Genomic DNA, 21,855 nt, shown 5'->3' on the forward strand with positions numbered 1-21,855 from the left:
ATCCCATCGAAGGCCCAACCAGGCAGGCGGCTAGAGATCGATGCGGTCGCCCTGCCGGGGCACCTGCACATGGGCGATGCCGAACTCCTTCGCCAGGTGGGCGCCAAAGGCGATGGCCCCCTCCTCCTCGCCGTGGACGACAAAGGCGTGGGCCGGCTTCTTGGCCATGCAGCCCACCCACTCGTCCAGCTCCTCCTGGTCGGCGTGGCCGCTGAAGCCGGTCAGCTCGCGGATGCGGCAGCGCACGGGGAAGGGCTCGCCGTGGATGAAGACCGTGTCCGTCCCCTGCAGGAGCAGACGGCCCAGGGTGTGGGGCGCCTGCCAGCCAGTGATGAGCAGGACCGTCTCCTCCTTCATGATGCGGTTGCGCAGGTGGTGCAGGATGCGGCCATGCTCGATCATGCCGCTGGAGGCGATGATGATGGCCGGGCCGGACAGGTCGTTGAGGCGCTGGGAGTCCTGCACCGAGCGGGTGTAGCGCAGGGCGCGGAAGCTGAAGGGATTGCCCGGCCGGTGAAGGGCCTCCAGCGTCTCCTCGTCGTAGGTCTCGGGATGCAGGCGGAAAACGCCGGTGACGTCGGTGGCCAGCGGACTGTCCACGAAGATGGGCATGCCGGGGATGGCGCCCCGGTCGTGCAGGCGGTGGAGGGCCACCACCAGCTGCTGGGTGCGTCCCACGGCGAAGGCCGGGATGAGCACGACGCTGCGCGCGGCGTGGGCCTCCAGGATGATGTGCTCCAGTTCCGCCTCCGACTCCGGGTAGGGCGGGTGGTGGCGACCGGCGTAGGTGCTCTCGATGAGCAGGATGTCGGCGCCCTCCACCGGCAGCTCTGGATCGCGGATGATGGGGATGTCGCGGCGGCCGATGTCGCCGCTGAACAGCAGGGTGCGGGGCGGACCGCCCTCCTCCGTGATCTCAAGCCAGACGTGGGCGCTGCCCAGCATGTGGCCGGCGTCGGTGAAGCGCAGGCGGATCCCCGGCGCGATCTGCCGCCAGCGGCCGTAGACGAGGCCGCGGAAGAGGGTCATCGTCTCCCGGGCGTCCTCCGGCGTGTAGAGCGGCTCGAAGGGGGCGCGGCCCTGGCGGCGGCGCACCTTGTTGACGAAGGCCACGTCGCCCACCTGGATGTGGGCGCTGTCCTGCAGCATGAGGGTGCACAAGTCCCGGGTGGCGGGGGTGGCCCAGATCTCCCCGGCGTAGCCGTCCTTGACCAGGCTGGGCAGATTGCCCGAATGGTCGATGTGGGCGTGGGAAAGCACGATGATGTCGGGATGGCCGCCGGGCAAGGGGCGCCGGTTCTCCGCGAAGGCATCCTTGCGCTTGCCCTGCATCAGGCCGCAGTCGAGCAGGATGCGCCGGCCGCAGGCCTCGATCAGGTGGCGGGAACCGGTCACCGTGCGGGCGGCGCCATGAAAGGAGATTCTCATGCTGGATCCTCCAGGGGACAGAGATCGACGCGGATGAGATTGGTCGTGCCCGGCTGGCGGAAGGGGTGGCCGGCCGTGACGACGACGGGATCCCCCGGACCCACCAGACCGGCGGCCCGGGCCGCCGCCTCGGCGGCGGCGATCAGTTCGTCCAGCCCCGCCTCGGGGCGGGTGCGCAGCGGCACGCAGCCCCAGCAGAGGGCCAGGCGCCGCCAGGTGCCCTCGTCCGGGGTGGCGGCCAGGATCAATTGGGCCGGCCGGTAACGCGCCACGTGGCGGGCCGTGCCGCCGCTCATGGTGCAGGTGAGGATGGCCGCCGCGCCAATGCGCCAGGCCAGGTCGCAGGCGGCGTGGGCCACGGCCTGGGGCGGGTCGCAGATCCCCTCCGGGTAGAAGCGGCGCATCCACAAGCGGTGGGGGAAGTCCCGCTCGGTGGCCCGCGCCACACGGTCCATCATCTCGAGGGCCACCACCGGCCAGGCGCCGGCCGCCGTCTCCTCCGAGAGCATGACCGCGTCCGTGCCGTCCAGAATGGCGTTGGCCACGTCCGCCACCTCGGCCCGGGTGGGGCGGGGGGATTCCACCATGGAGCGCAGCATCTGGGTGGCGGTGATGACCGGCTTGCCGGCGCGGTTGGCCTTCTCGATGAGCAGCTTCTGCACCCGGGGCACCTCCTCCAGGGGGATGTCGACGCCCAGGTCGCCCCGCGCCACCATCAGGCCCTCCACCGCGGCCAGGATGGCATCGATCTCGGCCAGGGCCTCGTGCTTCTCGATCTTGGCGATGAGGGGACAGGCGCCGCCCAACCCCTCCATCACGGCCCGCGCCTCCTCCACATCGGCGGCGCTGCGCACGAAGGAGAGGGCGACGTAATCCACCCCCTGCTCCAGGCCGAAGGCCAGATCCCGCCGGTCCTGCTCCGACAGGATGGGGGCGCGGATGCTGCGCGACGGCAGGTTGATCCCCTTGCGCGAGCCCAGCTCCCCGCCGGTGACGACCCGGCAGCGGATGTCCTCCCCCGTGCTCGCCAGCACCTTCAGCTCCAGGGCGCCGTCGGCCAGGAGCAGCGTGTCGCCGGCCTCGACATCGTGGGCCAGGCCCTTGTAGCCCAGCGAGACCTCGTGCACATCGCCCGGCACCTCGCGGGCGGTGAGGGTGAACTCGTCGCCGGGGCGCAAGGTGACGGAGCCCTCCGCGAAGGTGCCGATGCGGACCTTGGGACCCGCCAGATCCTGCAGGATGGCCACCGGCCGCCCCGCCAGCGCGGCCAGGCGGCGGATGTGGCGGATCTTGGCGGCATGGGAGGCGTGGTCGCCGTGCGAGAAGTTGAGGCGGGCGACATCCATGCCCGCCGCCACCAGTCGTTCCAGGATATCGGGCGATTCCGAGGCGGGTCCGATGGTGCAGACGATCTTGGTCCGGCGCATGCAAGCTCCCGGCGTTGGTAGGAACCAGGGCCAAGGTAGGACTTCCCCGCGTCGGCCTCCTGGCGAGCCCGGCGCGCCCTTGGTACCTTCCCCCATGGCGTGGCTTCAGCTCATCCGCATCCATCAGTGGCCGAAAAATCTCTTCGTGCTGGCCGGCCTCTTTTTCGGCGCCCGCTGGAGTGATCCCACCGCCTGGCAGGCGGCCCTGGCCGCTTTCGCCCTGTTCTGCCTTGCCTCCAGCCTGGTCTACCTCTTCAACGACCTGCGCGACCGTGAGTCCGACCGCCAGCACCCGCGCAAGCGGACGCGCCCCCTCGCCTCCGGCGTGATCACGCCGGCCGCGGCCTGGCGCGCGCTGGTCCTCGGCGCCATCCTGCTGTGCCTGTTGGCCATCTGGTGGCGCCCGCCCGGCGTCGGCCTGCTGGCCCTCTACCTCGCCCTCAACCTGGGCTACTCGCTCGGTCTCAAACACCTGCCGGTCCTTGACCTGCTGCTCGTCACGGCGGGTTTCGTCATCCGCGTGCTGGCCGGCACCCAAGCGGTGCAGGTGCCCGCCTCGAGCTGGATCCTGCTCTGCTCGGGCGCCCTCGCCTTCTTCCTGGCCGTGGCCAAGCGCCGCCTGGACCTGCCCGACGCCGGCGGCGGGGACCCCACCTTCCGCGGTCACGCCCCGGCCTTCCTTGACCAGTTGCTCGCCTTGGGGGCGGCCTGCACCATTGTCTTCTACGGACTCTACGCCATCGAACTGAACCTGGCGGCCGTGGCCCGCCACGACTTCCTCTGGACCCTGTCCTTCGTCGTCTTTGGCGTGCTCCATTACCTGGGCCAGGTCCATCGGCACCAGGGCAGCGGCCGCGGCCTGCTCCTGGACACACCCTTGGCCGCCACCGTGGCCGGCTGGCTGCTCACCTGCTGGATCCTGCTGCGGTGAAGGAGCAGCGCCGCCGCCTCGCCGGCTGGGGCGGTCTGCCCCGCCCGCCCGCCCGCCTGCTGCGACCGTCCGGCGCCGAGGACTTCGCCCAATGGCTGCGGGCGGAACCCGGCACGCTGGTCGGGCTCCGCGGCTTGGGACGCAGTTACGGGGACGCCGCCACCGGTGATCTGATGCTGGATACCACCCGGCTGCGCGGGCGCTTCGAACTGGACGTGGAGCGCGGCTGCTTGACCGCCTCGGCCGGCTGGAGCCTGGGCGAGGTGCTGGCCCGCACCCTCCCCGCCGGCTGGGCGCCCGCCGTGCTCCCGGGAACGCGCCACGTCACGCTGGGCGGCGCCGTGGCCGCCGACGTCCACGGCAAGAACCACCACGTGGCGGGGGCCTTCTGCCGGCACGTGGAGCATCTGCGTGTCCTGCTGGCCGATGGCCGCGTGGTGGACTGCGACCGCGGCAGGGAGGCCGGCCTTTTCCAGGCCTGCTGCGGAGGCATGGGCCTGACCGGCGCCATCCTGGAGGTGGGCCTGCGTCTGGCGCCGCGGCGGGGCGGACGCTTCCTTCGCCGCACCGTCGCCTGCCCTGATCTCGAGCTGGCCCTGCGCGTCCTCGGCGAGAGTCCCCAGAGCCACACGGTCGCCTGGGTGGATGCCGCCGCGTCTGGACCGGGTCTGGGCCGCGCCCTCGTCTATCTGGGAGATCCCCTGGACGAGGTCGAGGCGCCGCGCCGGGCGCCCGGCGCCCGCCTGGGCCTGCCCGGCCGACCGCCAGTCAATCTGGTGCGGCCGGCCCTGGTGCGCGCCTTCAACGAGCTGGTCTGGCGGGGCGGCCGCCGGCAGCACGGACTGAGCGATGTCCAGGCCCACGGCGCCTTCTTCTGGCCCCTGGACGCGGTGGCCGGGTGGAACCGCGCCTACGGCCCCCACGGCTTCCACCAGTTCCAGTGCCTGCTGCCGGCCGAACTCATCCAAGCGCGGGGGGCGGCCCCCTTTCAGCGCCTGCTCGAGCTTTTCCTGCCGGCGGGCGGTGGCAGTCTGGCCGTGATGAAGACGATGGGAGAGCGTGACGAGGGAACGGCCCCCATCGCTTTTCCGGGGGCGGGCGCCACCCTGGCCCTCGACTTGCCGGCGGGCGAAGCCGCCCGGGCCGCGCTCAAACAGGCGCATCGCCTCGTGGCGGACTGGGGCGGCCGCGTCTACCTGGCCAAGGACGCCGTGCTGGAGGCGGCGCTCTTCGCCGCCATGACCCCCGGCCTGGCCGCCTGGCGGATCCTGCGCGACCAGTGGGATCCCCGGCGCCGCTGGACAACGGACCTGTCAAGGCGATTGGAGCTGTGATGGATGGACTGGTGCTGGGGGCCGGCTCGGGCATCGCCCGCGCCGTGCTGCGCCAGGCGTGGCGCGAAGAGGATGGGAAGGCGCGCTGGGTGCTGGCCTCGCGCTCGGGTGAGGCCTTGCCGGACCTCGCCGCGGCAGCGGGCGGACGCCGCCTGCAATGGGCCCGCGCCGAGGCCCGGGAGAATCCCGCTCCCTGGCTGGCCAGGGTCGGGGCCGATGGCTGGCGTCCCCAGTTGATCCTGGTGGCTTGGGGCATCCTCGTGCCGGAGGGGCGCGGCACGGCCGCCGAACTGGCCCACATGCGGGAGGTCAACGGCGCCGCCACCCTGCGCTGGCTGGAGGAGCTGGCCGGCTGGCTGGGGGAGGCACGCTCCGCCGAAGCGCCGCGCATCGCCGTGCTGGGCAGCGTGGCGGGAGACAGGCCCCGGCGGCGCCAGTGGGAGTACAGCCTGAGCAAGCAGGAACTGGAACGGGGCATCGACCGCCTGCGCCGCCGCACACCCTGGGTGCGTTACGTGCTGGTCAAGCCCGGTCCCGTGGCGACGCCCATGACCGCCCATCTCCCGCCCGGGCCTCTCCTGTCAAGGCCCGAGGCGATCGCGCCACGCATCTGGAGCGCCTGGCGGGCGGGCCGCCCCGCGGTCTACGCCCCCGCCTGGTGGGGAGCCATCTCGCGCTTGCTCTCCCTCGTGCCCGAGCCTCTCTGGAAGCACGTCCCTTTCTGAGCGCGACCGCGGCCCGGCGTGGGGCGGGCAGGTCCGTTGATCGGGCTGCGGGGATCAGGTCTCCGGCCGGAGTTCCAGCTCCAGCGTGAGGATCTCCGCCGGCCCCAGGTCCACGTGCAGGTCACGCTCCGTCACGGGCAGATCCGCGAGGCGCTCCTCGAGCAGGCTGCAACGCCACGCGCCCCGCAGCGGCGCCCCGCAGCGCAGAGTCTCCCGCACAGGGTCTCGATCCAGGTTGCAGAGGCGCACGATGAGCGTGCCGCGCTCCGCCTGCCGTTTCAGCGCCGAGATCTCCACCACCTCCGGCCGCATCTGCTCCACCAGCGCGGGCGGCTCCGGCCGGCGCCCCTCCGCCACGCCCTGCCGCAGCAGGGGAGGAATACGCCAGCGGCGGCTCCAGGCGCGCACGCCGGCCTCCCGCCAGCCCCCGCTGTAGGGCATGACCGCCAGCCGCGCCCGCCGAAGACCCAGGCATTGCGCCTCCGGGGTGTGCAGAGTGGGGCCGGCGTTCTGGCGGCGGGTGGAGAGGTCGTCGCGGCTCAGCCAGTCCACCCCGCGCATCAGAGTGAGCGCCAGGGTGACGTCCCCCTCCTCCGTTCGCCACCCCTCGATCTCGGGCAGGCCCTGATTGAAGAGGGCGAGGCCCGCCCCTCCCGCCTCCACCAGGCTGAACTCCTGTTGCGGCACTGTCCCCAGCGGGGGCTGGACCCAGGCGCTGCCGTCCGGCAGTTCCAGGCCGCGCTCCCTCAGCTCGAAGTGGCCGTGCGAGACGATGGCCGGCGCCGCCAGGCCCGTGGGCAGCAAAAGGCGCAGGCGGTGGTCGCGGATGCGGTTGTCCACCTGCAGCTCCACTTCAAGGAGGGGTGACCCCGCCGCCAGGCGCAGGAGGATGGACAGGGGCACGGGCACGAGCTCCGCCGAGCGCCCGCCGCGATCAGGCGCCAGGGCAGCGGGCAAGGGCCACTCCAGCTCGCAGCGCAGGGCGGCGCTGAATCCCCCGTCCTCCTGCGGGTGGATGAGGCCACGCAGCCCCGCGCTGGTCTCGCGACCCGTCCGCGGGGCCGGCGCCCAGTCGTACTCGTCGCCCGCGTCCTCCTGGTCCTCGAGCAGGCCCAGCCCCTGCCAGCGTCGTCCGCTGGCCTTGTGCAGCAGGTCGAAACGCCCGTCGGGTCGCAGCCAGGCCTTGATCAGCTCATTTTCCAGCCAGGCGCCCTCCGGCGAGAGGAGGACGGCGCGGGCCTCGCCGGTGGCGGCGAAAGGATCTCCGGGCAGCGGCGCCGACCTGCGGGGGCGCAGGTGGAAATGCCGCCAGGCCAGGGCGGGCAGCTCGGGCTGGAACTCGATGAGGAGGAACTGGTCGGTGAGGCCGGGATCCCCCGGCTGGCGCACGATGCGGTCGCCGTAGCGCTCCAGATAGGTGCGCAGCAGGGTGTCCTGCTCGCGCCAGTCCAGGCAGGAGCGGTAGTCGATGCCCCAGAAGCGCTCCAGCCAATGGCGCTCCAGCACGCGAAAGGGCAGGGGCCGTCCCCGCTCGTCCACCAGTTCGAGGTCCTCGGCGGGACGGTCCTCGGGCAGCAGGATCACCCAGCGGCGCAGGCGGTCGCGGCGGGGAAAAGGGAGCGAATTGAAGGCGGACAGGCAGGTGGCGGTGTCCCCTTTCCGCTGTGGGGCGAATAGCGGCGTGACGGCGCCCATCACCTGGCGCAGGCCCTCCTCGCCGGCCTGGATCACCTGGGCGAAGCGGTTCTCCATCTCGCGGTGCACCTCGTCCGTGGAGCAGCCGCAGATCGAGTCGTGGGGGTGGTTGCGCAGGAGCAGGCCCCAACACTGGCGCAGCAGGCCGGGGGGCAGTCCGCCGCCTCCCGCCTGGCCGGCCAGCAGGTCCAGCGGCTCGAGGATCTCCGCCAGCAGGCGCTGGCAGCGGTCGTTCTCCTGTTTCAGGTAGAGGCGGGCCGACCACACGCCGCTGAGCAGGTGGGCCTGGCGTCCGCCGCGCAGCTCGCCCGCCCAGATCCGCGGCTCCAGATCCTGGGCGGCCACATCGCGCAGAAAGGCCGCGTGGCTGGAATGAAGCAGGACAAGACCCGGCGCCAGCCGGCGGACCAGCTGGAGAATGGCCGGCAGTTCGGGCTGGGGCGGGTGGTGGTCGCAACCGTTGTTCATCAGCCAGACCCGCCCCCGCGCCGCTTCGGCCACCCTGGCCAGCCGCTCGAGGAACTGGCGGGCCCCCCGCTCGAGGTCGGGCCGCCGCCCCACGTTGATCTCCCAGATCTCCTCGTAGCCCAGGGCCGAGGCGTCACAGTATCCGGCGGGCAGATTGACGGCCTGCACGCGGCTGCCGTCCGGGGCCTCCCAGGTCCACTCGCTGCCCAGGGCGCCGATCTCGTCGCCGTGGCCGCGCCAATAGATGAAGGAAGCGATGCCGGCCCGCCGCAGCAGCTGGGGCATCTGGGCGATGTGGCCGAAACTGTCCGGCATGTAGCCCACCGCCGCCGCGCCGCCCAGCCCGGCGCAGATGCGGGCGCCCTCCAGCAGGTTGCGCACGGTGGCCTCGCCCGAGACGAGGAACTCGTCGGGGAGGACGGCCCAGGGTCCGATGGCCAGTCGCCCCTCCTCCACCAGCCGGCGCAGGCGCGGAGCCGCCTCGGGACGGATCTCCAGGTAATCCTCCAGGGCCACGGCCTGGCCGTCCAGCGCGAAATGCCGGTAGTCCGGATCGCGCTCGAGCAGGTCCAGCACCTGGTCCACCACGCGGACGAGGCGCAGGCGGAAGGTCTGGTAGGACAGGTACCATTCGCGGTCCCAGTGGGTGTGGGACACCACATGCACGGTTCCCTGCAGTGTGCGGGGATCAGGGACGGAGTCGTCGACGCTCTTCATGGTGTCTGCCTGTGTATCATCCTGGGATCCTCCCGCCGCGCATGGTCACGCATTCTGCTCGACTCATTCAGTTTGGGCTGAACGACGGTTCGCCCTCCCACCACCCCCCTCCCGCCCGGGGCACTGGGCAATCCTCAAAATGATCCCCGTACATGCCGCGTTCCGCGAACTTTCTCACGCGGGCGATCCCTGCCGGTGACACCCGCCCCTTGCGGCAGCGCCCATGGCCCCTGGCTGTTCCATCCGATGGACGATCATCTGACCCGCCCCTCGTCAGCCCGCCCAGCCTCTTGCCGGAAACCACCCACCGCCTCAGCCCCGCTCCTCCTCGCGCACAAAGCCATCGTCCTCGCAGTCGCGGTCCGTCCGGCGCAGCTTGGCGAACATCTCCCGCAGGTCGCGCAGGCCGCCCACGCCGAAGATCACCAGCACGCCCACCGCCACCACCACATAGAGCCAGACATAAGCCCGCCAGAAGCCCATCCAGCCCGCATCGGTGGTGCCGCGCAGGAAATGGTAGAGGGTGCCCACCCCGAAGATGCCGCCCCAGAGGAAGGTCCAGGCGTAGGTGGCGATGTAGAGCGCCTTGTCGCGTCGGGTGAACTCCCGCCCCATGCCGAAGACGCGCCACCAGAGCGTGGGTCGCGGCCCCGCGGGAGCCGCCTCGCTGGCCCAGCGACCCCGGTGCAGAAGGCGGTCCAGGTCCGTCTCGCGACTGCCCGCCAGGGAGACGAGGACGTAGATGACCGAGCTGGCGGCCATGGCCAGGGCCCAGAACTGCTGGCCGTTGAGGAAGAAGTCCGGGTCCATCTGGCGGATGAAGATGCCGCCCACGGCGATGCTGGAGCCGGTGATCATGCTGCTCCAGGCCGCGGCGGTGGTGCCCCGCTTCCAGTAGAGGCCGCCGATGATGACCGCCCCGCTGCCGCCGGCGAAGATGGCGCCGGTGATGGCGAAGAACATGGCGATGTACTCGTAGTTGGGCGGGAACCACAGGCTGAAGAAGAAAATGAAGAGCGCCACGAACATGATGGAAAGGCGCAGGGCCAGCAGATGGAAGGCCGGCGTGAACGGCCTCCCCCTGAGCGGCAGGATCACGTCCTGCACCAGCATGCTGCCCCAGGAGTGGAGATAGGTCTCGTCGGTGGAAATCTGGGCTGCCAGCATGAGGGCGGCAAAGGCCCCCAGCAGCCCCGGCGGCAGCAGGTGCGAGAGGACGAGGGGCACGCGCATCTGGTTGCGCACCGTCTCCGTGTCCATGCCGGCGAGGGCGCCCTCCACGCTGCCGCGCAGGGCGGCGTAGGCCTCATGGTGCATGACCGTGTAGGCGACGATGGGCAACAGCAGCAGGGCCACCGACATGCCGTGCCCGCGCCAGGTGCCCAGCACGCCGCCCATTTTAGCCTCGTGCGCGCTCTTGGCCGAGGAGTTGTAGGCGGCCGTCCCCTGCCAGGACATGGCGCTGTAGATGACGCCGAAGACCCCAATGAGGAAGTACCAGAAGTTGAAGTCCTCCAGGTGCGAGGTCTTGAAGGGGTTGATCTTGGAGGCGTCGGCCGGCGCCACGGCCATCGCCTCGCTCACGTGGTCCCAGCTGATGTGGGTCATCACGAAGAGGATGAGCAGGACGAAGACCGTGTTGACGAAGAGCCCCTGGAAGAAGTCGCTCACCATGACCGAGACCTGGCCGCCCAGGAAGACGAAGGTCACGGCGCAGCCGAGGATGAGGGCCATCACAACGGGAAAGGTGGACAGTTCCAGTCCGCCCACGGTGAACTGGGCGGGCAGGCCGCAGTAATGGATGAAGAAACGCGCACCCACGCTGGGGAAGATGCCGAAGTTGATGAGGCCCGAGATGTAGGCGATGAGGCCGGCGAAGACGCGGAAATTGCGGCTGTAGCGCATCTCGAAGAACTGGGGCAGGGTCAGGGCGCGCGTCTGCCGGAAGCGGTAGTTGACCCAGCCGCTGACGGTGAGGGCCAGCACGACGAGGCCCATGGTGAAACCCCACCAGGTCTGGGTGAAGCCCGCCTGGTAGTTCATCTCCAGCATGTTGACGACTGTGATGGCGCCCAGGCCCGCCGCCCCCGCCGAAACGGTCAGCAGGTAGCGGCCGCCCGTGCGGCCGGCGGCGAGGAAGTCCGCCACGCTGCGCATGTAGCCCCGGCTGAGCAGCACGCTGGCGAGGATGACCAGGAAGATGAAGAGGACGATGGACCAGTCGTACCAGGCCAGGTTCATTGTCCCGCCTCCGCCGGCCGCCGCCGGCGCAGGCGTCCCGTCTCGTCCACGGCCAGGCGCAGGCCGTCCTCCCGCTCCGTGCGGGCCGTGAAGCGCTCGCCGCAGGCCTCCACCGTCACGATTGTCCAACCAGGCGCCGGCGCCGCTTCCGCGCCCGTCAGCGGCGCCGGTCCGGCTCCGCCCTCCGCCCGGTCTTGGCGAAAGGCGTAGTAGACCTGCATCAGCGCCTCGCCGGCAGCCAGCTCATCGGGCGACCACTCGGGCTGAAGGGGCGGGGGCAGGTCCGCCTTTGTGAAGCGGAGGACGCCCCAGCGCTCCGGGTAGTGCATGGCGACCAGGCCCTGGGGCGACCACACCCAGTTCTCCTCGGGCAGCACGGCGCCCGTGGCGGCGTCCCGGCGCTTGACGTAGGCGCCGTCCAGCACCTCCAGGTGCCACTGCACGCGGCTGAAGTTGAGTCGCCAGGCATCACCCGGGCGGGGCGGGGCGGGGCGATGCGCCGCCTGGCCCAGCACCGCCCAGGGCAGGGCCAGCTCCACGGACCAACCATGGTCCATGTCGCCCGGGTTGTTGAGGGTGCCCTTCAACTGCACGGCGCTGCGCAGCCCGGCGATCTCCCAGGCGTTGACGGCTGTCCCCTCGTCGCGGTAGGGCCGCGTCAGGAAAAGGTCCCAGACCGTGCCCAGGGCGTTGATCTCCAGCTCGTAGTAGTCGTGGTTGTCGCCGTCCGGATCGAGGAACAACTCGAAGTCGTGCTCATGATAGATGACGTCGTCATGCCCCGTGTACGTGGCCCACAGGTCCGTCTCGCGCAGCTCGGCGGCGACGTAAAGGGCCTCGTCATCCCAGAGCAGCCGCACCCGGGTGCGCAGGGGAGGAGTCGGCCAGCCGGCGCCGCGGATGTCCTGGAAGTCCTCGCTCCAGGGCGCCGCCTCCCAGGCCTCCTCCCCCGGGTCCCCGTCCACGATGGGCGGCCGGGCCGTCCAGGGGCAGGCAATCTCGCGCGGGGCGAAGGGTGCGGCCGGCACGGGGAAAGTGGCCCCCGCCGGCAGCGCGGCCAGCAGCACGAGCATCACGGCGTTCATGCGTCTCCTCCCTGCGTGTCCCCCGTCCGCAGCACGAGCATGTCCTCCCAGGCTTGCCGGGCGACGACCAGGGCGCTGGCGGCGTCGGCGCAGGCGCGGCCCCAATGCAGGCTGAAGCGGAAGGCATGGAAGCCGCCCAACTCGGCAGCGAAGTTGGTTTCCCAGTAGTTGGTCATCAGCCAGGCGAAGAGGGGCCCGGCCGGAGGCGCGGGCGGCTCGGCCAGGCGGCGCGGGCCGTGGGCGAGCGGCCCCATTTGGAGCAGGTGCTGGTCGGGCATGGCCACAGCCAGGCCGCGACCTTCCGCCACCAGGGCATAGCCCGCCTGCACACTGGTGTAGTCCAGCAGGGTGCCCGGCAACTGGTCGATGCCGGGGCGCAGGGGACCGCCCGCCTTGTCCACCCACAGCACGCCGGCCGGACGGGGCAGGCTGAGGAACAGGTTCTCCGCCTCCCAGCGGCTTTCCTTGTGCAGGCGCAGCTCCACATCCAGCCGGGGGTGGGAGTGGTGGAGACGGAGCAGCAGCACCGCCCACGGGCAGCCAGGAGCCGCCAGTTCCACCTCGAGCTCCTCGCAAACCGCTCCGCTCTCCCGCCGCAGCAGGCGCCGCCAGCGGGACTCGGCGCGCTCCACGGCCTCGCCCTTGCGGTTGCGGCCCATCACCGCGCGGCTGGCGCAGGCCTCCTCCGGCAGCCGGCACGGGGTGAGCTCATGGACCAGGGTGAAGGGCGGACGCGGATCCCGCTCCTCGATCAGGGAGCGTCCCTCCTCGTCCAGGAGCGAGACCACGCCCTGCGGCGGCCGCCAGTCCAGGCGTCCCCAGGCCGTCGCCAGGACATTCTCCCGGCCCTGCCAAGTGGGGGCCGCCGCGTGGGCGGCCAGATCCGCCACCCCATCGGCCGGCCAGCCTCCGTCCGGCCGCAGGCTGCCCGGCGGTTCGGGCGGCGCGGGGCGCAGGCGCAGCTCCAACCCTTCCCGCGGCGCCAGGCGCACCCAGCTGAGGAATCCCTCCGGCACACGCTGGCAGGGCCGCTCCGCTCCGGTCGCGTCCTCCAGGCCTTGCGGCCGGTCCAGACCCAGCTCGTGCAACTCGTGCCACTGGACGGGCAGCAGCACAGGTCCGGCCCAGGGCTCCCCGCCCAGGTTCTCCACCCGCCAGCGCGGGGCCAGGCCGGGGGCGGGCAGGGCTTCGCCCAGCAGCTGCCGCAGCTCCGCCACGCGGCGGGCGCAGGCGTCCAGGGCCAGCGCGGCCTGGGCCTCCTTGGCGGCGGCGATGCGCTGGACACCCGTGTGCCAGGGCTGCGACAGGCTGGCGGCATGGCTGAAAGTGTGCTCGGCGAAGAGTCCCAGGCGCGTCTCCAGCTCCTCCTCCCAGGCCTGTTGGCGATCCAGCTCCGGGGCGGGGAGGGCCGCCCGGTCGGCCAGTTGTCGGCAGAAGCGCCTTTCGCGCAGGGCCTGGCGAAACTGGCGCACGGCCGCCGGGCGCGAGGCGGCGCCGTCCGACCACCAGTCCGGCCAGTCGCCGCGGTGCACGGGCCAGTCCCCGCGGGCCGCCTCCAGCTCCGCCAGCACCTCCTCCAGGGTGGCCAGCCGGATGGCGATGGCGGGATCGCCCTCCCGCGCCCAGCGCTCCACCTGCTCCAGGACGGCGGCGGAGGGCGGGCTGTTGTCCGTGCGCAGGCCGCTGATCATGAGCGGGGCGAAGGCGAGGGGGTGGCCGGCCGCCTCCAGGGCCTCCAGATAGCGGGGAATGCGGCGGAGCGCCACGGGCCAGGCGTCGCCGAAGATCTCCTCCGCCCGGCACTCGTCCTTGATCAAATAGGAGGAGAGAGCGCCGGGGGCCAGGCCCAGCTCATTGCCCAGGTGATAATGCTCCCCGTTGTAGACGAGCAGGCGCCGCCCGTCGGGCGCCTCCCACCAGAAGGGCTGGTGGCGGCGGAAAAGGGGAGGCAGGCCGTGGTGGCTGTGGATGCAGGTGAAGAGCAGGCGCACGCCCTGGTCAAGCAGGGCCGTGGCCGTTCCCCAGGAATGGCCGTTGATGTCGGCGCTCATGGCGCAGGACACGGTCAGGCCCTGGGTGGCGGCCCAGCGGGCGGCCCGCCCGCACAGCTCGTCCAACAGCGTCTGGTCGGGCAGCTCGGTCAGGTTGAGCCAGGAGGCGGAGAGGCCGATCCGCCCGGCGCGGACCTGTTTGACGAAGCGGTCCCGCCAGGCCGCGTCCGCCCTCTCCAGGAAGCGCTCCACGCCCCAGAAGCCCTCGCAGGTCCAGCGGAAGGCTGGCCGCGACTCGGCCAGGCTGATGGCGGCGCGCAGCCAGTCGGATTGCCAGGCGGCCACGACGCCGGGCGGGGCCGTGTAGCCGACATCGGTGTGGGTGTGGTGGATGAGCAGGATGCGGCGCACGCGGCGCGGGCCGGGGCGGGCTTCAGGCACGGTTCGCCTCCCGCCGCGCCAGACCGTGCCGGGCCCAGACGGCCGCTCCCAGCACGCCGGCCAGGTCGGGGTCCAGGCGGCTGCGCTCCACCGTCACCGTGGGGCGGAAGGGCTCCATCAGCAGGTCGGGCAGCAGGGCGCGCACCGGTTCCAGCAGCCAATCCCCGGCCCGCATGATCCCGCCGCCCAGCACGATGCGGCCCGGGCTGGTCAGATGGACAGCGGCGGCCAAGCCGCGCGCCAGCATTTCGGCCGTGTGCCGGAAGACGCGGGCGGCGCGCAGGTTCCCCTCCTCGGCCGCCCGATGCAGGTGGAGCGGCGCGGGGCTTTCACCCGGCCGGCACCAGGGTCGCAGGTCCAGGCCCGACTCGGCGGCCGTGCGCAGCATGCCGCCCGCGCTGACCCAGGTCTCCAGGCAGCCGCGCAGGCCGCAGGAGCAGCAGCGTCCCTCCGGCTCCACGCAGAGGTGGCCCAGCTCGCCGGCGTGGCCGCTGGCGCCGTGCAGCAGTTCGCCCCCCACGATCAGGCCGCTGCCCAGGCCGGTGCCGATCGTGATCACAAGCAGGTCCTGGACTCCGGCGCCGGCGCCCCACCACCATTCGCCCAGGGCGGCGGCATTGGCGTCGTTGGTCACGAAGACGGGCAGCCTGAGACGCAGGGCCAGTTCGCCGGCCAGGTCGGCCCGTCCCCAACTGACGTTGGGCGGCGACTCCACCCAGCCGGTAAGGGCATTGGCGTTGGGCGCTCCCACGCCCACGGCCAGCGGCGGCTCCTTCTCCCCGGCCCGTGCCAGCACCTGCTCGATCTGGTTGACCAGCCGGTCCAGCAGGTCGGAGAGGGGACGGCCGCCCTCGGTCGGGATGAGTCCCTGCGCCGGGGTGCGGCCTTGCGCATCCACCAGGGCGAAAGGTGTGTTGGTCCCACCGATGTCGATGCCGATGACGAGGCCACTGCTCATCCCGATCCTCCATGCGCCAGTTGAGGCCGGCCGACCCTCCCACCGCGGGAAGGGTGCTCAGGCCCGATTGCCGTCCAGGGCCGCCGCCAACAGGTCCGCCACCCGGCCGGTGGCCAGGCCCACGCAGGTGTCCGCCGCGCCGTAATAGAGCCGGAAGTCGGCGGCGGGGGAGGCAAGGCCGCGCCCGTCCAGGTCCAGGCAGAGGCCGCTGGGAAAGACCACGCCCGGGACCTGTCCCGCAAGTTCCCAGGGCTCGCGCGGCTCCAGGATGTTGAGGCGGCAACGTCCCAGCAGCCGGGCGGGATCGTGGCGGTCAAGCAGCAGCACGCCCGCCTGGTAGATGTTGGCGGCGGCGAAGTGGGTGGCCACCCCGTGATAGACACAGAGCCAGCCTGCCTCCGTCTCCACGGGGGGTGGTCCGGGTCCGATCAACTCGTCCCAGCGGCGCGGCCGGCCGCGGGCGACGCAGGCCACGGGCCGCCAGTCCAGCAGGTCGCGGGAGCGCTCCAGCCAGATCTCGCTGCCGCTGGGTGGGTCGCCGGGCGAGGCGGCGGGCAGGTTGGGGCGGGTGAGGCGCAGGGCATCGCCCTGGAAGCGGCGGGGGAAGAGCACGCCGTTGCGCTCGCCGCGCTGGCCGGCCAGGCCCAGCCACTCGAGGGGGCCGAAGTCGGGCCAACGGCCCACAAGCAGTCGGCAGCCCTCGTCCAGGTCGGCGGCGGCCAGCACATGGCAGACGCCATCGAGCAGGGTCAGGCGGGCGTCGTAGACATGGTGCAGTCGGTGTCCGGGCAAGCAGCCGGGAGGGGGAACCAGGTCGCGGCCCTCCACCTGGATGGACCCATCGTCGGCGCGACGCGCCGGAAGCAGGTGGCTGCCCCGCCCGCGATCCTGGACACGCAGCAGCAGATGGTCGAAGCGGCCAAGGCGGAGGGCGCCGGGGTTGAACACGCCGCTGACATCCGCCAGGTCGGGTTGAAAGGGAGGAATGTCGTTGCGCGTGATGATCGGTTGGGGCAAGCGGCGAAGACCCGTCGACATGATGGTCGTGCTTCCTGCGCTGGATGAGACCAAGCGGCGACGCCTCCCGGGGTCGGCCGCACACGGTCACAAGGTAGGGTTAGGATCAGGATTGCCGGAGCGGGTCAGGGGCGCAGGTGCAGCTCGCAGACCTTGCGGAAGTGGTGGCCGTAGATGGCCAGGGTGACGGCCATCTGCAGGGCGCGTGGCCGGTGCAAGAGCGTCCATTGCAGCAGGCGCCAGTACTGGAAGCGCTCCCGCCCCAGCACGCCCAGCCGCCACATGCTGCGCAGCAAGGCCGCCAGCCGGTCCCGGTCGAGGGGCGCCCTCACGCCGGCCGGTCGGTACTCGCGGAGGAAGGTGCGGATGCGGGCGTAGTAGGCGGATGGCGAGTAGAGATGCCCCATCAGCGCCCGATAGCCCTCGCGCAGGGAGTCCAGATTCATGGAGGGGATGATGTTGGTCAGGCCGTCCGCGTTGTCCCCCCATTCCTGGGCCGTGATCCGTCCCGCCTCCCGCAGACGTTGGAAGAGGCGCGTGCCGGGGGGCGCCTGCAACAGGCCCACCATGGCCGTGACGATGCCGCTCTGCTGGATGAGATCGATTTGGCGCTGGAAGACGCGCGGTGTGTCGTGGTCGAAGCCGACGATGAATCCTCCCTGGACCTGCAGGCCGGCCCGCTGGATGCGGCGCGTGTCCGCCACGAGGTCGCGCCCCAGGTTCTGCCTCTTGCGGCATTCGGCCAGACTGGCCTCCTCCGGCGTCTCGATCCCGATGAAGACCGTGTCGAATCCCGCCCGCACCATCATGGCCATCAGCTCCGCCTCGTCGGACAGGTTGATGCTGACCTGCGTGTTGAAGGGCATGCCCCGCCGACCCTTTCGCCAGTCGATGAGGGCGGGCAGCAGGTCCGTCGCCAGGCGGCGACGGTCGCCGATGAAGTTGTCGTCCACGAAGAAGACGCCCTTGCGCCAGCCCCTGTCCCACAGATCGTTCAACTCGCGCACCACCTGTTCCGACGACTTCTGGCGCGGCCGCCGGCCCAGCAGGGCCGTGACGTTGCAGAAGTCGCAGTCGAAGGGACAGCCCCGCGAGTATTGCAGGGCGGCCGTCATGTAGTGCTGCAGACCGGCCATTTCCCAAAGGGGCATGGGCGAACGGGACAGGTCGGCGTGACCCTCAGGGTGGTAGAGCCGGGCGGGACGGCCGGCGGCCAGGTCGGCCAGGAAGAGCGGCAGGGCCAGTTCCGCCTCGCCCAGCACCAGGTGGTCCACCTGGGGGAACAGCTCGGGCTCCACGGTGAAGAGCGGGCCGCCCGCCACCACGGGCAGGCCGGCCACCTGGCAGCGGCGGATCGCCTCTTCGGCGGAGGCGCGCTGCACGGACATGCCGCCGATGAAGACCATCTCCGCCCAGGCCAGATCCGCCTCCTCCAGCCGTCGCACGTTCAGGTCGACCATTCGCTTGGGCCAGTCGCCGGGCAGGATGGCCGCCATGGTGAGAAGACCCAGAGGCGGCAGGGCGGCCTGGCGGCGGGTGAAGGTGAGGGCGTGGCGGAAGCTCCAGAAAGTGTCCGGAAACTCGGGGTTGATGAGCAGGCAGCGCATGGAACATCCTCCTGGGCCGACCCGCCACGCACGGCGCGCGGCGAACCGGACGGCCCGGCACACGGACCAGCGCCTCAATCCTGGGGAACACACAGGGGATTCAACAGGGAGAGGAGTTGTCGCGGCAACAAGATGATTGCGACCGTTTCATTTAACTATGATTTTTTTCTATTCGGCAATAATATGAGCAGGTAGGGACTGGATGTTTCAGCCCGCCGGTGGCGCCCCCCTGCCCAGGGCACGGGATGCCACCTGGAGCCGAGGACGCTGTCGAAAACCTGCTGCCGGGTTTCACAAGCGGAGGTCGCCATGGATCGACACCCCTGCGCCTTGTTCCGTCCCATTCCGCTGGCATGGGCGGTCCTCCTGCTCCTGCTGGCGGCCACCCCTGCCGCCGGCTTGCGCGTCGTGACCTACAATATCCAGGGGATGCGCCCGGACAGCAACTGGCAGGTTCGCATGTACTTCATCGTGCAGCGGCTGATCGAGCTGGATCCTGACATCATCTGCCTGCAGGAGGTGTGCGAGACCCTGGGCGGCGGCGGGGCGGACAATCAGGCCCGCACCATCGCCACGGCACTGGGCAGCCACTTCGGGCAGGAGTACACCTGGTCCTTCTGCCAGACCCACATCGGATGGGACCAGTTCAACGAAGGGGTCGGCCTGGTGAGCCGCCACCCGGTCCTCGCCAGCGCCTGCCGCCAGCTGCCCACCGGCACTTTCCCGCGCAAGGTGGCCTGGCATCGTGTCCAGACACCGCTGGGCGAGGTGCAGGTCCTCTCCACCCACCTGGAGCACAACGACGCCCAAAGCGCCGTGCGCCTGCAACAGGCGATCCAGGCGCGCAACTACGCCCTTGAGAAACTGGCGGCCCACCCTGGCAGCGTCGCCATCCTGGGCGGCGACTTCAACGCCACGCCCCAAAGCGCGCCGGTCCTGGCCTTCACGGCGGCCGGCCCCGACAGTTCCTTCAGCGATGCCTGGGCCGGGCTGCACCCGGGCGAGGACGGCTTCACCATGCCGGCGGGCGCGCCGACGGCGCGCATCGACTACCTCTTCTCCCGCGGCGGGGACCAAGCCCTGTCGCCGGACAGCTGCCGCCTGGTGTTCACCGCGACCTACGACGCCAGCCATTATCCCAGCGACCATTACGGCGTGCTCGCCGTGTATGACCTGGAGCTCGCCGTGCCGGGAGGCGACAGGCCGCGTCCGGAGGTTCCCCGCCTGCTCCCGCCGCATCCAAACCCATTCAACCCCTCGACCAGCCTGGAACTGGAGCTGCCCGCACCCACATCCGCCGTGCGCCTGGCCGTCGTCGACCTGCGTGGCCGCGAGCTTGCCCTCCTCCACGATGGCCCGCTGGCCGCCGGACGGCACATTTTCTCCTGGCGACCGGACGGCGCCGCGGCAGGGCTTTATCTGGCCGTGCTGCGCCAGAGGGACCGCAGCGAGACAGCGCGCTTGCTCTATCTCCCCTGAAATCCCTGGTCGCGACAGAAAGAGCCCCGACCCGCCGAGGCTGACCGGGACCATTTGAGTGCCACACCCCACGAGACGATGCCGCGCTCCACCTCCGCCCTGGGCGCGGAGTCACCAGGTCCGCGCCGCCTCCAGGTCCACCTCCAGCCGGCCGGCCATCAGCCGGGTGGGGTCGCGCTGGAGATCCAGCTCCCTCAGCATCAGGTGGGCGTCAGGTGTCACCGTGCGGCGCAGGATCTCCCGTCCCTCCAGGAGGACGGTCACCTCGCGCCCAAGATCGATGCGGTCCGGGTCCAGGTGGAGGACGATGCGGCCCGGATCCGAGGCGCGCAGGTCGAAGCGGTTGTCCGCGAGCGAGGCCTCCACGCGCAGCGAAGGCCGGCCGCGGTCATGCAGCCAGCCATGCTGGGGCGGGTTGAGGCGGTCGCTCAGCTTGATCCGCTTGCCCTCCCTGAGAATCTCCATCTGGCAGGGGTGGCCGGCCTGACAGGAGCGGATCGCGGCGCGGAAGTCGTCGTAGCTGTCCACCTCCCGGTCGCCCAGCCCGGTGATCTGGTCGCCGGCCTGCAGGCCGATGTGCGCCGCGGGCAGCGCCGGGTCGTCCACCACCGAGGACACGCGACAGCCCCTGCCCTCGTAGGTGTTGTTGGGCATGAAGCCCACGACGACGCGGTCGCTCACGGTGCGCGAGTTCCAATCGGTCCATGCGCCCGGAAAGCGGCCGCCCGCTCCCACTTCCAGGATCTCCAGCCAGTCGCAGCGCACGGGGTCGGCGCCCTCGAGCGTGATTCGAGGGCGCATGGGGTCGCGGGTGGTCCGGTCGAGGAGGTCGCCCATCCGGTCGCGCTCGTCAACCTGCTCCCAGTAGTCCGGGTTGTGGCCCAAGTCGGGGTGGCTGATGAAGCGCAGGTCGGCGCCCGCCTCCCAGGCCGGCAGCAGGTACTGGCGGATCCGTTCCACCGGGTAGAGGCCGTCCTGGCCGTTGTTGATGGCGTAGACGGGCCGGTTGCGCAGGTTGACGAAGTAGGCCTGGCGCTTGGGTTCCCCCCAGTTGTCGCAGCCGGGATGGCCGCACTTGGGCAGGAAGGCGGCGAAGTCGGTGGGCTGGAACTGGGCGAGGAACCAGCAGCAGCCGCCGCCGTCCGAAAAGCCGGTGACGAAGACGCGCTCATGGTCCACGGCCAGCCGTGACTTGAGGGCGCGCAGGATGTCCAGGAGGTGCCGCGCCCCCACCTCGTCCCACCAGGTGGCGCGCGACTGGGCCGTGGGCACGACCACGATCATGCCCCGGTCGGTGGCCCACTGCGTCAGGAAGCCCTCTGGGAAATCCCCGTCGCCGGTGTCCGGCAGCGCCTCGCGGGACACGCCGCCGTGCAGGTAGAGCAGCAGTGGCGCCGGCGGGCTGTAGTCCGCGGGCAGGCGGAAGAAGAAGTGGCGGCTCCCGCCGTCCAGGCAGCCCAGCGTGGCGCGGATCCAGACGCCGCGCTCCGGGCACGCCGCAGGACGCCAGGCCCGGGCCGCCGTCCGGATCTCCCGCCAGTCGGGCAGGACTTCCGGCAGGGGGCAGCCGCCCACGGGCGCAGCCATCAGTTGGGCACCAACAGGGAGGCGGGATCCCCGCCGCTCCTCTCCTCCACGACCGCGGCCGGCCGGCTGGCGAGCAAAACCAGACATGCCAGGATGGGCGGGACCAGACGGCGGAATCCCCATCGACCTGGATGCCATGATGTGCGCATGGCGTGCTCCTGCGTGGTGACTGGGGCGCGTCGACACGCCGTCAGCGCCGGTCTCCCGGGTCCCCGGCCTGGGGTCTGTAACCACCGGACAAAGTTGGGTTCGATGCCGGGGATGGCAAGCCTTCCGCCTGGCGGCCAAGAGGTGGCGCAAGGGCGACGGCAGGTGGAGCCGCGGAATGCGACCTTTCCCGCCGCAACCAAGTCAAGCGGCCACCGCCGGAGCCCCGCATGCATCCCTTGACCCTGCGCCCGCCCGCCCCCAAAGCTGTCATCCTGGTGTTCATGGCGCTGTTGGCGCTGGCGCCACGACCCCTGCCCGCGGCCGAACCTGTGGACCACTGCGAAGCGGGCAGCTTCCGCAATGTCATCCTGATGGTGCCCGACGGCTGCGACGCGGAGCTGCAGACCCTGGCGCGCTGGTTCCAGGGTGGCCGCCTCCAGTTGGACGACATGGGCCAGGCGGCGGTGGCCACCTCCATGGCGAACTCCGTGATCACCGAATCGGCGGCGGCGGCCACGGCCTTTGCCACCGGCCACAAGACCACCATGCGCCACCTGGGGGTCGGGCCGCGCCG

Annotated in this window: 16 protein-coding genes; 5 read left to right on the top strand and 11 right to left on the bottom strand. The window is 71.3% G+C overall.

Going from position 1 to position 21,855, the window contains the following annotated elements:
• Positions 1 to 30: 30 nt before the first annotated feature.
• Positions 31 to 1,428: an MBL fold metallo-hydrolase gene (locus Q8O14_07790; protein MDP2360639.1), complete on the bottom strand. Its 1,398-nt coding sequence runs from the start codon at positions 1,426 to 1,428 to the stop codon at positions 31 to 33.
• Positions 1,425 to 2,855, bottom strand: a complete 1,431-nt coding sequence (gene pyk / locus Q8O14_07795; protein MDP2360640.1) for a pyruvate kinase — start codon at positions 2,853 to 2,855, stop codon at positions 1,425 to 1,427. The genes Q8O14_07790 and pyk overlap by 4 nt, the downstream gene beginning before the upstream one ends.
• A gap of 94 nt (positions 2,856 to 2,949) precedes the next feature.
• Here pyk and Q8O14_07800 point away from each other — a divergent pair, with 94 nt between their 5' ends.
• Genes Q8O14_07800 through Q8O14_07810 form a run of 3 tightly spaced genes read left to right on the top strand, consistent with a single transcriptional unit; the run spans position 2,950 to position 5,845 of the window.
• Positions 2,950 to 3,786 (top strand): UbiA prenyltransferase family protein, encoded by an 837-nt coding sequence (locus tag Q8O14_07800; protein ID MDP2360641.1) that lies wholly within the window; start codon positions 2,950 to 2,952, stop codon positions 3,784 to 3,786.
• Complete coding sequence (locus tag Q8O14_07805; GenBank protein MDP2360642.1) at positions 3,783 to 5,120, top strand: FAD-binding oxidoreductase; 1,338 nt, start codon at positions 3,783 to 3,785, stop codon at positions 5,118 to 5,120. The genes Q8O14_07800 and Q8O14_07805 overlap by 4 nt, the downstream gene beginning before the upstream one ends.
• On the top strand, positions 5,120 to 5,845 hold the full coding sequence (locus Q8O14_07810) for a hypothetical protein (protein ID MDP2360643.1): 726 nt from the start codon (positions 5,120 to 5,122) through the stop codon (positions 5,843 to 5,845). The genes Q8O14_07805 and Q8O14_07810 overlap by 1 nt, the downstream gene beginning before the upstream one ends.
• Positions 5,846 to 5,899: 54 nt before the next feature.
• On the opposite strand, the gene Q8O14_07815 is transcribed toward Q8O14_07810, so the two are convergent.
• From Q8O14_07815 to Q8O14_07845, 7 genes are all read right to left on the bottom strand, one after another.
• A complete protein-coding gene (locus Q8O14_07815; protein MDP2360644.1) occupies positions 5,900 to 8,725 on the bottom strand; it encodes a glycosyl hydrolase-related protein in 2,826 nt (941 codons plus the stop codon).
• Between the two features lie 312 nt (positions 8,726 to 9,037).
• Positions 9,038 to 10,966: a sodium:solute symporter gene (locus Q8O14_07820; GenBank protein ID MDP2360645.1), complete on the bottom strand. Its 1,929-nt coding sequence runs from the start codon at positions 10,964 to 10,966 to the stop codon at positions 9,038 to 9,040.
• Positions 10,963 to 12,051: a carbohydrate-binding family 9-like protein gene (locus tag Q8O14_07825; protein ID MDP2360646.1), complete on the bottom strand. Its 1,089-nt coding sequence runs from the start codon at positions 12,049 to 12,051 to the stop codon at positions 10,963 to 10,965. Before Q8O14_07825 ends, Q8O14_07820 begins: the two co-directional genes overlap by 4 nt.
• Positions 12,048 to 14,483 (bottom strand): hypothetical protein, encoded by a 2,436-nt coding sequence (locus Q8O14_07830; GenBank protein ID MDP2360647.1) that lies wholly within the window; start codon positions 14,481 to 14,483, stop codon positions 12,048 to 12,050. Before Q8O14_07830 ends, Q8O14_07825 begins: the two co-directional genes overlap by 4 nt.
• A complete protein-coding gene (locus Q8O14_07835) occupies positions 14,476 to 15,441 on the bottom strand; it encodes an ROK family protein (protein ID MDP2360648.1) in 966 nt (321 codons plus the stop codon). Before Q8O14_07835 ends, Q8O14_07830 begins: the two co-directional genes overlap by 8 nt.
• A gap of 57 nt (positions 15,442 to 15,498) precedes the next feature.
• On the bottom strand, positions 15,499 to 16,479 hold the full coding sequence (locus tag Q8O14_07840) for a hypothetical protein (GenBank protein ID MDP2360649.1): 981 nt from the start codon (positions 16,477 to 16,479) through the stop codon (positions 15,499 to 15,501).
• 104 nt (positions 16,480 to 16,583) lie between these two features.
• Positions 16,584 to 18,065, bottom strand: coding sequence for a DUF4070 domain-containing protein (locus tag Q8O14_07845; GenBank protein ID MDP2360650.1), 1,482 nt, complete (start codon positions 18,063 to 18,065; stop codon positions 16,584 to 16,586).
• Between the two features lie 309 nt (positions 18,066 to 18,374).
• Here Q8O14_07845 and Q8O14_07850 point away from each other — a divergent pair, with 309 nt between their 5' ends.
• Entirely contained in the window at positions 18,375 to 19,544 is a 1,170-nt protein-coding gene (locus Q8O14_07850; protein MDP2360651.1) for an endonuclease/exonuclease/phosphatase family protein, read from the top strand.
• A gap of 111 nt (positions 19,545 to 19,655) precedes the next feature.
• Here Q8O14_07850 and Q8O14_07855 read toward each other — a convergent pair whose 3' ends face one another.
• A complete protein-coding gene (locus tag Q8O14_07855; GenBank protein MDP2360652.1) occupies positions 19,656 to 21,131 on the bottom strand; it encodes a PDZ domain-containing protein in 1,476 nt (491 codons plus the stop codon).
• Entirely contained in the window at positions 21,131 to 21,280 is a 150-nt protein-coding gene (locus Q8O14_07860) for a hypothetical protein (protein MDP2360653.1), read from the bottom strand. Before Q8O14_07860 ends, Q8O14_07855 begins: the two co-directional genes overlap by 1 nt.
• A gap of 228 nt (positions 21,281 to 21,508) precedes the next feature.
• Between Q8O14_07860 and Q8O14_07865 the strand changes: the two genes are divergently transcribed.
• The coding region (locus tag Q8O14_07865; protein MDP2360654.1) for an alkaline phosphatase at positions 21,509 to 21,855 on the top strand (347 nt) is incomplete at its 3' end.

The sequence above is a fragment of the bacterium genome (assembly GCA_030685015.1).
GTDB lineage: Bacteria > CAIWAD01 > CAIWAD01 > CAIWAD01 > CAIWAD01 > CAIWAD01.

Coding starts and splice junctions, on each gene's coding strand:
- Q8O14_07790 (MDP2360639.1), bottom strand. CDS start 1,428: ATGAGAATCTCCTTTCATGGCGCCGCCCGCACGGTGACCGGTTCCCGC.
- pyk (MDP2360640.1), bottom strand. CDS start 2,855: ATGCGCCGGACCAAGATCGTCTGCACCATCGGACCCGCCTCGGAATCG.
- Q8O14_07800 (MDP2360641.1), top strand. CDS start 2,950: ATGGCGTGGCTTCAGCTCATCCGCATCCATCAGTGGCCGAAAAATCTC.
- Q8O14_07810 (MDP2360643.1), top strand. CDS start 5,120: ATGGATGGACTGGTGCTGGGGGCCGGCTCGGGCATCGCCCGCGCCGTG.
- Q8O14_07815 (MDP2360644.1), bottom strand. CDS start 8,725: ATGAAGAGCGTCGACGACTCCGTCCCTGATCCCCGCACACTGCAGGGA.
- Q8O14_07820 (MDP2360645.1), bottom strand. CDS start 10,966: ATGAACCTGGCCTGGTACGACTGGTCCATCGTCCTCTTCATCTTCCTG.
- Q8O14_07825 (MDP2360646.1), bottom strand. CDS start 12,051: ATGAACGCCGTGATGCTCGTGCTGCTGGCCGCGCTGCCGGCGGGGGCC.
- Q8O14_07835 (MDP2360648.1), bottom strand. CDS start 15,441: ATGAGCAGTGGCCTCGTCATCGGCATCGACATCGGTGGGACCAACACA.
- Q8O14_07840 (MDP2360649.1), bottom strand. CDS start 16,479: ATGTCGACGGGTCTTCGCCGCTTGCCCCAACCGATCATCACGCGCAAC.
- Q8O14_07845 (MDP2360650.1), bottom strand. CDS start 18,065: ATGCGCTGCCTGCTCATCAACCCCGAGTTTCCGGACACTTTCTGGAGC.
- Q8O14_07850 (MDP2360651.1), top strand. CDS start 18,375: ATGGATCGACACCCCTGCGCCTTGTTCCGTCCCATTCCGCTGGCATGG.
- Q8O14_07855 (MDP2360652.1), bottom strand. CDS start 21,131: ATGGCTGCGCCCGTGGGCGGCTGCCCCCTGCCGGAAGTCCTGCCCGAC.
- Q8O14_07860 (MDP2360653.1), bottom strand. CDS start 21,280: ATGCGCACATCATGGCATCCAGGTCGATGGGGATTCCGCCGTCTGGTC.